At 51.6% G+C, this 12,280-nt stretch carries 15 protein-coding genes; 4 read left to right on the plus strand and 11 right to left on the minus strand.

Translation table 11 applies throughout. The features are described from left to right. The first annotated feature begins 208 nt into the window (after positions 1-208). Positions 209-1,432: a peptidase T gene (gene pepT, locus SPG90_RS04200; RefSeq protein WP_023311179.1), complete on the plus strand. Its 1,224-nt coding sequence runs from the start codon at positions 209-211 to the stop codon at positions 1,430-1,432. An 89-nt stretch (positions 1,433-1,521) separates the two neighbouring features. On the opposite strand, the gene SPG90_RS04205 is transcribed toward pepT, so the two are convergent. The 11 genes from SPG90_RS04205 to SPG90_RS04255 all read right to left on the minus strand — a co-directional run bounded on the left by SPG90_RS04205 (position 1,522) and on the right by SPG90_RS04255 (position 10,597). After that, entirely contained in the window at positions 1,522-2,643 is a 1,122-nt protein-coding gene (locus SPG90_RS04205; protein WP_045401586.1) for a cupin domain-containing protein, read from the minus strand. A 92-nt stretch (positions 2,644-2,735) separates the two neighbouring features. Continuing rightward, complete coding sequence (gene phoQ, locus SPG90_RS04210) at positions 2,736-4,199, minus strand: two-component system sensor histidine kinase PhoQ (protein ID WP_322407955.1); 1,464 nt, start codon at positions 4,197-4,199, stop codon at positions 2,736-2,738. Next, positions 4,200-4,871 carry a two-component system response regulator PhoP gene (phoP, locus tag SPG90_RS04215; protein WP_028019015.1) on the minus strand — a complete coding sequence of 224 codons (672 nt, stop codon included), beginning with the start codon at positions 4,869-4,871 and terminating at the stop codon, positions 4,200-4,202. Between the two features lie 73 nt (positions 4,872-4,944). Beyond that, positions 4,945-6,231 carry a site-specific integrase gene (locus SPG90_RS04220; RefSeq protein ID WP_047749233.1) on the minus strand — a complete coding sequence of 429 codons (1,287 nt, stop codon included), beginning with the start codon at positions 6,229-6,231 and terminating at the stop codon, positions 4,945-4,947. Next, complete coding sequence (gene xisR, locus SPG90_RS04225) at positions 6,231-6,446, minus strand: excisionase family protein (protein ID WP_010429804.1); 216 nt, start codon at positions 6,444-6,446, stop codon at positions 6,231-6,233. Before xisR ends, SPG90_RS04220 begins: the two co-directional genes overlap by 1 nt. Before the next feature lie 61 nt (positions 6,447-6,507). After that, entirely contained in the window at positions 6,508-6,747 is a 240-nt protein-coding gene (locus SPG90_RS04230) for a DUF4060 family protein (protein ID WP_047749235.1), read from the minus strand. Continuing rightward, positions 6,734-8,638, minus strand: a complete 1,905-nt coding sequence (locus SPG90_RS04235) for an exodeoxyribonuclease VIII (protein ID WP_322407956.1) — start codon at positions 8,636-8,638, stop codon at positions 6,734-6,736. Before SPG90_RS04235 ends, SPG90_RS04230 begins: the two co-directional genes overlap by 14 nt. Positions 8,639-8,859: 221 nt before the next feature. Next, the gene (locus SPG90_RS04240; RefSeq protein WP_126326177.1) at positions 8,860-9,132 is read right to left on the minus strand and encodes a hypothetical protein; all 273 of its coding nucleotides are present in this window, start codon (positions 9,130-9,132) and stop codon (positions 8,860-8,862) included. 67 nt (positions 9,133-9,199) lie between these two features. Beyond that, on the minus strand, positions 9,200-9,385 hold the full coding sequence (locus tag SPG90_RS04245; protein ID WP_126296505.1) for a hypothetical protein: 186 nt from the start codon (positions 9,383-9,385) through the stop codon (positions 9,200-9,202). Between the two features lie 88 nt (positions 9,386-9,473). Beyond that, positions 9,474-9,989 carry a hypothetical protein gene (locus tag SPG90_RS04250; RefSeq protein WP_126304374.1) on the minus strand — a complete coding sequence of 172 codons (516 nt, stop codon included), beginning with the start codon at positions 9,987-9,989 and terminating at the stop codon, positions 9,474-9,476. A gap of 188 nt (positions 9,990-10,177) precedes the next feature. Then, positions 10,178-10,597, minus strand: coding sequence for a helix-turn-helix domain-containing protein (locus SPG90_RS04255; RefSeq protein ID WP_047749229.1), 420 nt, complete (start codon positions 10,595-10,597; stop codon positions 10,178-10,180). Positions 10,598-10,674: 77 nt separating this feature from the next. Between SPG90_RS04255 and SPG90_RS04260 the strand changes: the two genes are divergently transcribed. From SPG90_RS04260 to SPG90_RS04270, 3 genes are read left to right on the plus strand one after another with little or no spacing between them, the layout of a single operon-like run. Then, on the plus strand, positions 10,675-10,887 hold the full coding sequence (locus SPG90_RS04260) for a Cro/CI family transcriptional regulator (protein ID WP_047749228.1): 213 nt from the start codon (positions 10,675-10,677) through the stop codon (positions 10,885-10,887). Then, positions 10,887-11,339, plus strand: a complete 453-nt coding sequence (locus SPG90_RS04265; RefSeq protein WP_047749227.1) for a hypothetical protein — start codon at positions 10,887-10,889, stop codon at positions 11,337-11,339. The genes SPG90_RS04260 and SPG90_RS04265 overlap by 1 nt, the downstream gene beginning before the upstream one ends. Positions 11,340-11,361: 22 nt before the next feature. Beyond that, positions 11,362-12,279 carry a helix-turn-helix domain-containing protein gene (locus SPG90_RS04270; RefSeq protein WP_047749226.1) on the plus strand — a complete coding sequence of 306 codons (918 nt, stop codon included), beginning with the start codon at positions 11,362-11,364 and terminating at the stop codon, positions 12,277-12,279. Position 12,280 lies beyond the last annotated feature (1 nt).

Here is a 12,280-nt window from a genome sequence, read left to right on the forward strand (position 1 = left end):
ACCACCTTGGTGACTCGTAATGAGGGCGGACATTCTACGGCAATCCCCTGCAATCGCCAATCCTTGTCACTGATTCATAAGCTACATTTACTAACGCATAACGATATAAACGGAAAATATTCTCGTTTGCGGGATAAAAGTGACCTGACGCAATATTTGCGTTTTGATGCTTATTGATAATGTTGTCACGAAAAGTGAGGGTGACTGCATGGATAAATTACTTGAGCGTTTTTTACAGTACGTTTCGCTGGATACCCAATCTAAGCCGGGTGTTCGCCAGGTGCCGAGCACCGAAGGCCAGTGGAAGTTGTTAAACCTGCTTAAAGAGCAGCTTGACGCCATGGGGCTGGTCAACGTCACGTTAAGCGAAAAAGGCACTGTGATGGGAACGCTGCCGGCGAATGTCCAGGGTGACATTCCGGCGATTGGCTTTATCTCCCATGTCGACACCTCTCCGGATTTTAGCGGCAAACATGTGAACCCGCAGATTGTGGAAAATTACCGCGGCGGCGACATTGCGCTGGGCATTGGTGACGAAGTGCTCTCGCCCGTAATGTTCCCCGTGCTGCACCAGCTGCTGGGCCAGACGCTGATCACCACCGACGGGAAGACGCTGCTGGGGGCAGATGACAAGGCGGGTATCGCGGAGATCATGACGGCGCTGGCGGTGCTGAAGGGCAAAAACATCCCGCACGGGGATATCCGCGTGGCCTTTACGCCGGATGAAGAGGTCGGCAAGGGCGCGAAGCATTTCGACGTGGAAGCCTTTAACGCGCAGTGGGCCTATACCGTCGACGGCGGTGGCGTCGGTGAACTGGAGTATGAAAACTTCAATGCCGCGTCCGTCACGATCAAAATTGTCGGCAACAACGTTCATCCTGGCTCGGCGAAAGGTGTTATGGTGAACGCGCTGTCGCTGGCGTCCAGAATTCATGCAGAAGTCCCGGCGGAAGAGAGCCCTGAACAGACCGAAGGGTATGAAGGTTTCTATCACCTGACCAGCATCAAAGGCACCGTGGACAGCGCGCAGATGCACTACATCATCCGCGATTTCGACCGCAAAGCCTTTGAGGCGCGCAAGCGCAAGATGATGGAGATCGCGAAGAAGGTCGGTAAAGGATTACACCCAGATTGCTATATTGAGCTGATCATTGAAGACAGCTATTACAACATGCGCGAGAAGGTGATGGCGCATCCGCATATTCTCGATATTGCCCAGCAGGCGATGCGCGACTGCGATATTGAACCGCAGCTCAAGCCGATTCGCGGCGGCACCGACGGTTCTCAGCTGTCGTTTATGGGGCTGCCGTGCCCGAACCTGTTTACCGGTGGCTACAACTACCATGGCAAGCATGAGTTTGTGACGCTGGAAGGGATGGAAAAAGCGGTGAAGGTGATAGTACGGATAGCGGAGTTGACCGCGAAGCGGTAAGAAAAAGCCCGGTGGCGCTACGCTTACCGAGCCTACGATAGGAATGTAGGCCGGGTAAGGCGAAGCCGCCACCCGGCAAATATCACGACTCAGTCCTCAAAGAACCAGTATCCGCTGTTGACCAGCGCGGCCAGCATCGCGAGGAAAGAAGGATCTTCCAGCGCATCGCCAAAGGTGTCGGCAGTCAGCACCAGATGGCTGGCAATGGCTTCCAGCGCCGGGCGGTGCGGAGAGTCCAGCTTCTCGCCGTTGACGAACACCTCTTCACCAATGCGCAGCACGCGCAACCCGCCCAGACGTACCAGCTTGTCACCCTGCTGGAGCGCATCATAAATCTCGTCAGCCTGATAAGGCGGCTCCGGTGGCGCAACGTCCAGCTCATGACGAGACTGGCTGATAAACTCACCAAACCACTGTTTGAAGTGCTCCGGCTCGTTAATCAAATCCAGCATCATGCCGCGCAGCTTATCGAGTTCTTCTGGCAGAATATCCGCCGGATGCTCGCGCGCAGGCACATCAGGGTCGCTGTAACGATAGCTGCCCAGCTCGCGCTGCAGAACGTAGTCGGCAAATCCGCTGATCATCTCGCGGCCGCTCGGCGCGCGGAACCCCACGGAGTAGTTGAGTGAGTTTTCCAGGGAGTAGCCTTCGTGAGGGAATCCCGGCGGAATATAGAGAATATCGCCCGGCTCCAGCTCTTCGTCGATAATTCCTTCAAACGGGTCAACCTGAAGCAGGTCAGGATGCGGGCAGTGCTGCTTCATCGGCACTTTTTCGCCCACGCGCCAGCGGCGGCGGCCCGTACCCTGAATGATGAACACGTCGTACTGGTCAAGATGTGGACCTACGCCGCCGCCCGGCACGGAGAAAGAGATCATCAGATCGTCCATGCGCCAGTCGGGCAGGGCGCGGAACGGGCGCATTAATGCGGCAGTGGGCTCATGCCAGTGGTTGACCGCCTGCACCAGCAGCGACCAGTTGTTTTCACCGAGGTGATCGTAGCTTTCGAAAGGTCCGTGGCTAACCTGCCATTTCCCGTCCTGGTGGCTGACCAGACGGCTGTCGACTTCGTTTTCCATGGCCAGACCTGCCAGCTCGTCAGGCGAGATAGGGTCGACAAAATTGCTGAATCCGCGTTTCAGAACCACCGGGCGTTTTTGCCAGTAACGTTCAATAAACTCGGGCCAGTTAAGCGTTAAGTGATAATCCATAATTTTTTTATTCCGCAGGCTCTTACTGACTCGGATTATAACGGAAGCTCAGTCCCCCGGCTGCGAGATCCTCGCATTTTTCACATAACGGGTTAACTATCGTTCAATGTGGGCTGCTGGCGACCAAAAATAACCTCCATTCTGGCGCCGCCCAGCAGGCTTTCACTGGTTTCTATTTTCCCGTCGTACTGGTCAACAATCTCACGGGCGACGGCCAATCCTACGCCCTGGCCAGGACGTAGCGTATCGGCGCGCTGACCGCGATCGAACACCACGTCACGCTTATTGCGCGGGATGCCTGGACCATCATCCTCAACGATAATATGCAGTTCGGTTTCCGTCTGACGCGCAGACACTTCCACGAACTCCAGGCAGTATTTGCAGGCGTTATCCAGCAGGTTACCCATCACTTCCATGAAGTCATTTTTTTCACCCACAAAGCTTATCTCTGGCGAGATATCGAGGCTGATGTTCACCCCTTTACGCTGATACACTTTGTTGAGGGCGGACGTGAGGTTATCCAGAAGCGGGGCTACCGGGTGCAGCTCGCGGCTCAGAAGCGCGCTGCCGGAACGCATGCTGGCGCGATGCAGGTAATAGCCAATTTGCTGTGAAATACGGCTGATCTGTTCCAGCATCACCGGCTCGGCATCATCGACGCTCAGCTTCGAACTGCGCATTGAACGCAGGGTACTTTGCATGACGGCCAGCGGTGTTTTCAGGCTGTGGGTCAGGTCGGTAAGGGTGGTACGGTATTTATCGTAGCGTTCGCGTTCACTTTTAAGCAGGCGGTTGAGGTTACGCACCAGGCTGGTGAGCTCACGGGTGGTCTCCGGGTTCAGCTTCTCGCGATGATGTTCTTCCAGCTCACGAACCTCTTTCGCCAGTGATTCAATGGGGCGCAAGCTCCACCACGCCGCCACCCACAGCAGCGGGATCACCAGCAGGAGATTCGCAGCCAGAACGTAGATGAACCAGCTCCAGACCATATAAGAACGCTTCAGCTCGACCGGAATGGTGTCGATCACCACGATGGTCAGCTGCGGCATGTTCAGCGTCGCTGGATAGAGGTTGATCGCGACGGAGTGCGTCATCTCCGTTTCGGCGTTGTCGGCGCGGATCTCGTTCAGCTTTTGCTGCAGGGAGCGATCTTCATGGATCAGCGAGCTGGTGGTGTTGAGATCGGCTTCAATTTCGTGAAATCCGTTGGTTTTGAGCCATTCCGGACGAATGCTTTTGACCAGCCAGGGAATATCACGCTGCGCCCACAGTAATTTCCCCTTTTCGTTATAAATCAGGGCCAGCGTTGGACTCTGCTGGTTGAGGTTTTCCGGCATTTCGACGGTGATTCGGTTGCTTTCCCACTTCGCCAGGGTATAAAACAGATTGCTTTCGCCACGCAACAGCCGAAAGGTGGTTTTATCAAAGCTGACGCTGTAGCCCACCAGAGCGACCATGCCGTAGGAGAGCGACAGCACCAGCACGACGGCAGCCGTGGCCAGTAAGAAACGAACCCGCAGCGAGAGGGGCAGTATGTGGCGTAAAATCCCTCTCATTTAGCGTAATTCGAACAGGTAGCCCTGGCCACGGACGGTGGTAATCACATCCTGCGGATACTGCGCCTGAATTTTCTTACGCAAACGTCCCATCAGCACGTCAATGGTATGGCTCTCGCGCAGTTCAGCATCAGGGTAAAGCTGGAGCATTAAGGAATCTTTGCTCACCACTTTGCCATTGTTACGGATCAGCGTTTCCATAATGGTGTATTCGAAGGCGGTGAGTTTGATCACTTCATCATTAATCGCTAATTCCCGGCGGGAGAGATCGACCTGGAAAGGCGGGATGGAAATAACCTGTGAAGCCAGCCCGCTGTTGCGGCGTAACAGCGCCTGCATGCGCGCCGCCACCTCTTCAATATGAAACGGCTTGGTGACGTAATCGTCTGCACCCGCGCTGAGCACTTCGACCTTATCCTGCCAGCCTTCACGGGCGGTCAGAACCAGAACCGGCAGGGAGACATCGTGGCTGCGCCAGCGGCGAATTAACGACAGACCGTCTTCGTCAGGCAACCCTAAATCGACAATGGCGATATCCGGCAGGTGTTCATTGAGATAATAATCGGCTTCTTTTGCATCTTCAGCATCGTCCACCTGATGTCCCATCTCCTGAAGCTGAACCTTCAGGTGATGGCGTAGTAATGCGTTATCCTCAACAACCAGTACGCGCATCATCTCTTCTCCCTAAAAAATTGGTATGAATAGTTTAACGCTGATTATGGAGTTTGGAACCAGCGTCATGAAATTAAATGACTTTTTTAATACTTCCAATCCCTTGGGGGCGTCCTGGGGGCAAAGCTGTCGGCATCTGATTGTTCAGCATGTTGACCTGATCTTGGTTCATATCTCCGATCCACTTCGAATACACCTCATACACCATGCGCGCATCCTCATGGCCCATCTGGCTGGCGATAAAGGAAGGGTTCGCACCGGCCATAAGCGTCCAGCAGGCGTATGTGTGTCGGGACTGATAAGGATTTCTCTCACGTATTCCCGAAAGTTTAGTGCCCCGTTTCCATCCATACGAAATCGAGTTTTTGGAAAAAAAGCTCTCATTCACTGACGATTTCTTTTCCGGGGAAAACACAAACCGCAGATTTTGTGGCTCTGTTTTGCCGATTTCCCGGTGATGGAAAATGATCTGATGTCTTGGGTTATTGCCTGTGATTTCGAACTGCTCCAGCAACGCATCATGTGCAGGCTTAAGCAGGGTGATCGTTCGTATACCAGCATCTGTTTTCGGCGGCACAAACACCCGCTTGTTCGTCAGGCTTCTTGATACGTGAATTTCACCTTTTCTCAGATCGATATCCTCCCACGCCAGAGCACAAATCTCGCCGGGCCTCATTCCCGTGTGGACGGCTACAATGATGATCAAAGCCAGTTTTCGGGGAAGGGCGGCAATCAGTGCCTGGTACTCATGAAGTAGAAGCGGATCGGGGTCTGCCTTAGATAGCTTCAGCCGGGACACTCCCTCATAAGGAGCGTGTAATATAAACTGACTTCGATTAGCAAGCTTCAGCATTTCTGATAAAACCGCCATCTGTTTATTGACTGTTGAGGGCGCACGTCCCTTTTTAACCAGGTTAGGCATTGAAGGGTTTAATACGCTGCCGGTCAGCAGTTCTTTGCGGTAATTCAGGATATCGGCGTGCTGAATATCAGCCAGTGGAGTATTTTCTCCCACAACACGTTTCAGTGTGTTAACTGCAGATGTGAGTGAATGAAGGGTAGCCCCCGACACCTCCAGAGCCTTTGTATCAATGAAAAAATCGCTCAGCTCATTAAATGTCGTGATCCGCTTTGTTGATGAAAACTTTTTCAGAGCCTTCGATTCAGGGAAGCGCGCAGCGTAGTCGAACTGGCCGAACTGGATCTCACTCACGATAACTGCGCGAAGGTTTCCCGCCTTCTTGATGTTACTGCTGTTAACCACCCAGCCACGGAGAACTTCGCGGCAGCGAATGCCGCGATAGGTAAACGTGATTCTGATTTTTCCGTTATGAAGTTCAACGCCGGTTGGAAAGTTCATCATGCTTCCTGAATAAATCTATTAATCAGCGGAAAGTTGTACCAGACCAAAGCGCGTTTGCTTTCTCCACCGGGTACCGCGGGTACTCGCTTAAAATGAACCCCTTCAATCCAGCATCCGAGGCGATAAGCTTTTATTTGCCTGTCATCCAGCCCCGTTTTCTCAGTGAGCTTTCCCGCCACCATCCACTCTTCATCAAAAATGATTTGCGCCATGCTTAACTCCATGACGCCGCCACGATACCGCAGCGGCAGATAGTAATTTGATTGTCAAAAATCACCGACCAAGCCCGGGCAGACATTGGAGGCTCCTGGCGCGGGTCATTGCCGTGGCCACGTAACTACGTGGGCGGTTTACAACCTCAACCGTAATTTTTCTCCCCTGGATCCTGATGGTGTAAAACGTCTGTTTGTCGCTGCGACCATGCTCGCCATATTTCTCAAAATGGCATTTGAGCGCGGCGGCGCATGCTGGCCCGCCGATGCTGTCTCCCTTACTACGGTTAATCAGACGCACAGGAGCCTTCCTGATGGTTGATCACGCTGAGGGCAAGCCCGGCGGCCATAGCCGGTAGTTCCTGATACTGATTGCAATATGCCGGGTTGGAACATAAACCCTGTAGCGCGGCAATTGTCAGCTGCTGCAGGTAGGTAATCGATGAGAGCGGCGCGTTTGTTTCAGCTACCGGTTTGGGCTCGGCATCCGGCTTTACAGTTACGGCTGGAGGATCGAGCTCGACAGATCTTGGTGGTGCTGGGCGGCGGTATTCCACGATCGCATCAAGCGCTATTTTCTGACGAACGCTGATATCGTCAGACCACTGTTCAAGAATCGTAGTAGCAACGTCCTGTACTTCTTCATCACTGAAATCAGGCGACAGACAGAATTCAGTCGTGGTGATATCTGCAATCAGTAACGGGAAAATATGCTTGATGTCTTTACCTGTGGTGGTGATAAGATTTTCGATATCACCCTGGTCACCGATGTTTGTGCGCCCGGACATCAGCTCGTTTAATGCATGGGCGATTTCAATCTCGCGAACACTTAGCGCTGGTGACACTTCCTGTTTTTCGACTTCATTTGAGGGGGCGGTATTTATCAGTGTATCGACAGAAAAGACGCCTCCGCCCAGGTTCTCCACTTTCGGCTGGTCCGTGGGCTGCTGCACTGGCGCTGAACTCTGAGCGAATGCCTCATTGAGTTCTTTGTCGAGCTGCGCAGCTTTGGCAGGGCAAACTGCTGGTGGCTGAGTTTCGCCAGGTAAAGGCGGTTTGGCTTCATCATTTTCGTTTACCTCAGGGGTGGCGCGGGATTTTGGGCGGCAAGCCGCATCAACCGTTTTCTGATCTGGGTGCGCGTGGTCAAATTCAACCAACTCGCGATTGATGTACTCGCGCAGCGCGACAGGATCTATCCAGAGTTCTTCCGGAGCCGATTTAATCAAGGCGATGATGGCTGCCCGGGAATAATCCAGAATACCGGGGGTGCCGCGAAGTTTTTTCCACCATGCAGTAAAGCGGGGGTCCTGTTCTGCTTCGGCCATAGCTTTCGCCGGAATAAATAATCTATTCGGGATCCCGTAAATATCGATCTCGTCGTACATGCCCAGAATCGCAACAGCAACCTCTATCTTCAGCGTAGACAGGTTGTGTGCCAGATCCGGGCTACGGTCTGTCTTGTTTCCTCCGCCCAGAGTGGAGTCATTGTCCGTGCGGTTTTCTTCGGTGTTAGTGCTAGCAGGCTGAGGTCGCTTATCAATCGGCGTATCGATCCATTTAGTGATCTGCTTTTTAATGTCCGGCCACTGTGCAGATTCTTTTGTGTTCTCACGTACCCAGGCGAGTAATTGCTCCTGCCGTTCCGGTGCAAGGGCCAGCGATCGTGTTTCTTTGGATAGTGCTTCGGCCAGCTCGCGGGCAAAGCTGGGTTCATCATCATTCTTCAGATCGATGATCTGGCCGTACTGCGCTGAAGTGATTCCAGAGACCGGGCCGAACAGTGCCAGACAAGCTGCCCGGGATGCCTGGTCGAGCTGCGCAACGATTTTAATTTCTTCCTGTGCCTTGTTGTCGTCCCATTCCGTCTTTTCTTCAGATTCAGGTTGTGGCGCCGCAGCTGGTTCACCTGCGTTCACATTCCAGATAGCCACGGTATCGAAAAATTCAGGTGAGAAAACATCAAGCTCAGGGCACAGCAAACCATCACGATGCTCCCAGATTTTCACTTTAAAATAATCATCAATATGTTCAGGGTGCTCAGCCGCCAGCTTACCGAAAATAACGGCTTCAGCGATGGCTTTTGTTGCCGCATTAACTGCGGTTGCAAGCGGTTTTAAATCTGGGTGTTTTTTTAATGCTTTATCTTTTGGGAAATAAGCACCGCCGAAAACTTTTAATTCAACAGACATAATTACCTCTATGATTTTAGGAGGGTGTTTTTTAGCGATATGGTTTTCGAATAACACGCTTTACATTTTTTAACGCGTTACGCCTTTCTCTTTTTACATTGCATTGCTCACATAAATAAATCGTGCGCTTAAAGGGGTATATGTCTTTTTTCCTTTCATGCATTTCCGATTTTTTATATTCGTGGCAGCAAACAGCGCAATGACAAATAATGTCACCCATATCAGTTAAGTTGTTGGCGTTTGTGATCATAATAAGACATGCCACAAGCGTTCTGCGCTTCTGCGAAGTTCACAGACAGCAAGCTAATATGCTTAACAGCGCAAACAGGGCAATGATACTCACCGAGCACGTAGCCACCGTCAAGCACAACGGTAACAGGGCCTGATGATGGCAAATGAACCACGCCTGAAATAGCACCGCTTATATTAAAAGTGGCAATTTCTTTATTTACGACAGCAAGATTTAGCTCAACAGTTGTTACGCTTACTTTCATTTCGAACTCCATGGTTCAGGGTGTGAAAATCCCTGCCGTTTAAGGCATGGATTTTAAGTTGGTAAAATTAAGTTATTTTTAAGCTATTTCGCCATTCCTGATGAGGTTGGCGATGCACAACGAAATTTCTGTATTTGCGTAATACTTTCCAGGCGGCATGACAACCGGCCACATCACGAAGAAATACTGAAGTGACGAGCTTACCCTGCGCCCAAGCAATTTGTTGTTCTGGTGTTAGTTGTGTTTTATCCATTTCTGAATACTCCACTTTGCAATTCACAATAAAAAGGGCGGTATAAGCATGGACCACGGGAACGCATATACCGCCAAGCGATCAAATCTTATTTCGCTTGAAGTATTTGACGCGGAGCTAAACTGTTTTCCCATAGTCGGAGGGCTGTAGCTTTTGCCCAACGATACCATTCACGGCCTGCTTCTTTGTAAGAATTACCGAGGCGCACAAGATCCCAGGTTTCTTGTAAAAAATCGGGTTCTTTATTTGCGATTTGCTGCCGGGCTTCGATCATACTGTCGATTGCTGCGTTGATTTCCAGAGCTTCGGCGTGGGCCTCTCCCATATCAAGTTCTTCTGCGAAGGAGTTGGTGATTTTCATCACACCATCCACAAACTCGATCATTTGCGAAGGGACAACCGAACAATCAATCGACTCTTCACCCACCAGTTCGTAACCATCCTCCCCGTCAGTGAGATCGATATTAAATGCAGCAAAGCACCAGTCTGCTGATTTGTTCGGACGGGCCAGCATGTCCATTCCGTTAGCAAGACGGGTCCCAGTTGCTTCTTCTGCGATCTGAAAACCATCGCGGCGCTGATAAATCATGAATTTTCTTTCCATCACCTATCTCCTCTTCACCCTTATCGCCGGGTAGGCGGAACGTTTACTGATTACTGCTGTTAAGTTTTGATAACGCTGATTGTTATTTAAACCTAACAAATCGTCAAGTTTAAATTTCGTAAAACCTAACGTAAGGGGTGCGGCAAACGCAAAGAGGCCGCTGCGGGAGCGGCCTATAGGGGTGAAAATTATTTGATGTCGAGGTTTTTGAGGATCTGCAGGATTTCTTCTTTGCTTTTGGTTTTTATGAGGTCATTGAACGTTTCATCATAGTCCTTGACCTTATCCCGCAAATTGATGATGTGTTGCTCTTTCTCTGCATTAGGAAGCTTGTCGAAGAGCTCTAGAAGCTGATGCTGCTGTGGGGATAACAATCTGTAGGATTCGGCTGGTGGTGGTTCATACCCCTCATCCCCCTTAATAATCCAGCCAGGCTCTACGTTCAGTGCTGCAGCTAGTTTGAAAAGGTTATCGCCTCTCGGTGAGGTTTCATCACGTTCCCACTGAGAGATTGTGACATGGGCAACCCCAGCCTGTTTACCTAGGCTGCGCTGGGTATATTTCAAGGCAGAGCGCCGTTCTTTTATACGCTGACCGATCGTTTTCATAGTTCGGAAATCCTAACGCGCATTGACTCTTGTTTCCTTAACATATAAAGTTAGGAAAACTTACCAAGGAGAACCCAATGAAAACCGAAGATGTAATAAAACACTTTGGGAAAAAAGCCAATGTGGCGAGAGCTCTCAACATCGCTCGATCCTCTGTCAGTGAATGGGGGGAGTTGGTCCCCGAACGACGAGCCGCGCGACTGGAAAAGATAACGGGTGGTGCATTGAAGTACGACTCAGTTTTGTATGAGCACAAAGATAACCCAAAAGATTCAAAGGAGTCTGACTGATGGAAATCAAAAAGCTGGCATGCGAGCTGGAGTCCTGGGCGCAGGAAAAGGGCTGGAAGACAGTCACACAGCTGATAACCCCGCATCACTTTGGCGATCTGCTTCAGCCATTGGATAACGTGACGGAACCTGACGAGTACGCGCGGCGCTTGCACAACAACAAGCAGATTATTCAGCGTGCATTCCGCAACGATACGCCTAACTACCTGAAACAGGCGGAAGCCCTGAGCTATGCCATCCGTACCGCCATTGATAACGAGCTGGAGCAGAAAGACTGCATGCTCTACCGGGCTGCCAGGGTTAACAAAGAGTGTATCGAAGCCACCAACGCGGTATTCACAGGGAAACCGCAACCGGTAATCCGCCGCGAGACTCTGGAAGCTATCGACGCGCTGGCGCAGCTGGTCGGCGTCAAAGTGAAGCTGGTTTCTACTTGTTCAAACGTAGCCTAGTTCAGCTGTATCGAGGTGTTCTATGAGCATGGAACTGATGGTTCAGGCGATGAAGGTCAAGGTGGGAAACCCGCTTCGTAAGCTGGTCTTGCTTAAGCTGGCCGATAACGCAAGTGACCAGGGCGAGTGCTGGCCGAGCTATCAGCATATCGCTGATCAGTGTGAGATCAGCCGTCGTTCCGTCATGAATCATGTTGCCGCGCTTTGCGAGTCTGGACTGATGCGAAAAGAGACCAGATCGGGGCCGAAAGGCAATGGCAGCAATTTCTACCGACTAACCCTGAGCGGTGCAAATACCAGTGCGAGGGTAGTGCAGGAGATTCACCAGGATGGTGAAGCAAATTCACCAGGGGCTGGTGTAGGAGATTCACCAGATGGTGCAACACATTCACCAGGGGATAGTGAAGGAGATTCACCCAGAATCAGTCACTCTTCTGAACCAGTCAAAGAACCAGAAAATACTTCTTGTCCGGACGCTCCGCCTTCGGACGGAAAATTGACAAAAACCGATTTTTTAAAGCGCCACCCAGAAGCGGTGGTCTACAGCCCTGCAAAACGCCAGTGGGGCAGCCAGGAAGATTTGACCTGTGCGCAATGGATCTGGAAGCGCGTGCTGAAACTCTACGAGGAGGCCGCAACCTTTGACGGCGAGATCGTTCGCCCGAAAGAGCCGAACTGGACGGCATGGGCGAACGAAGTTCGTCTGATGCGCACCCTTGATGGCCGTAGCCACAAGCAAATTTGTGAAATGTTCAAGCGCGTTCAGAGCGATACGTTCTGGGTTCGCCAGGTCAAATGCCCGGCCAAACTGCGCGAAAAATGGGATGACTTGATTATCCGCCTGCCGCCGCCGGGCACAGGGCATTACCAGGCTGGTGGACGGGATATCAATCAGATCTCCCGTCCCGATAACACCGTTCCGCCAGGATTCAGGGGGTAAG

It is taken from the genome of Enterobacter sp. D2 (assembly GCF_034427575.1).
In the GTDB taxonomy this organism is placed as follows: domain Bacteria; phylum Pseudomonadota; class Gammaproteobacteria; order Enterobacterales; family Enterobacteriaceae; genus Enterobacter; species Enterobacter cloacae_M.

Bases quoted from the DNA above. Each gene is read 5' to 3' on its own strand.
- pepT (WP_023311179.1), top strand. From the start codon at position 209: ATGGATAAATTACTTGAGCGTTTTTTACAGTACGTTTCGCTGGATACC.
- SPG90_RS04205 (WP_045401586.1), bottom strand. From the start codon at position 2,643: ATGGATTATCACTTAACGCTTAACTGGCCCGAGTTTATTGAACGTTAC.
- phoQ (WP_322407955.1), bottom strand. From the start codon at position 4,199: ATGAGAGGGATTTTACGCCACATACTGCCCCTCTCGCTGCGGGTTCGT.
- phoP (WP_028019015.1), bottom strand. From the start codon at position 4,871: ATGCGCGTACTGGTTGTTGAGGATAACGCATTACTACGCCATCACCTG.
- SPG90_RS04220 (WP_047749233.1), bottom strand. From the start codon at position 6,231: ATGAACTTTCCAACCGGCGTTGAACTTCATAACGGAAAAATCAGAATC.
- xisR (WP_010429804.1), bottom strand. From the start codon at position 6,446: ATGGCGCAAATCATTTTTGATGAAGAGTGGATGGTGGCGGGAAAGCTC.
- SPG90_RS04235 (WP_322407956.1), bottom strand. From the start codon at position 8,638: ATGTCTGTTGAATTAAAAGTTTTCGGCGGTGCTTATTTCCCAAAAGAT.
- SPG90_RS04240 (WP_126326177.1), bottom strand. From the start codon at position 9,132: ATGAAAGTAAGCGTAACAACTGTTGAGCTAAATCTTGCTGTCGTAAAT.
- SPG90_RS04245 (WP_126296505.1), bottom strand. From the start codon at position 9,385: ATGGATAAAACACAACTAACACCAGAACAACAAATTGCTTGGGCGCAG.
- SPG90_RS04250 (WP_126304374.1), bottom strand. From the start codon at position 9,989: ATGGAAAGAAAATTCATGATTTATCAGCGCCGCGATGGTTTTCAGATC.
- SPG90_RS04255 (WP_047749229.1), bottom strand. From the start codon at position 10,597: ATGAAAACGATCGGTCAGCGTATAAAAGAACGGCGCTCTGCCTTGAAA.
- SPG90_RS04260 (WP_047749228.1), top strand. From the start codon at position 10,675: ATGAAAACCGAAGATGTAATAAAACACTTTGGGAAAAAAGCCAATGTG.
- SPG90_RS04265 (WP_047749227.1), top strand. From the start codon at position 10,887: ATGGAAATCAAAAAGCTGGCATGCGAGCTGGAGTCCTGGGCGCAGGAA.
- SPG90_RS04270 (WP_047749226.1), top strand. From the start codon at position 11,362: ATGAGCATGGAACTGATGGTTCAGGCGATGAAGGTCAAGGTGGGAAAC.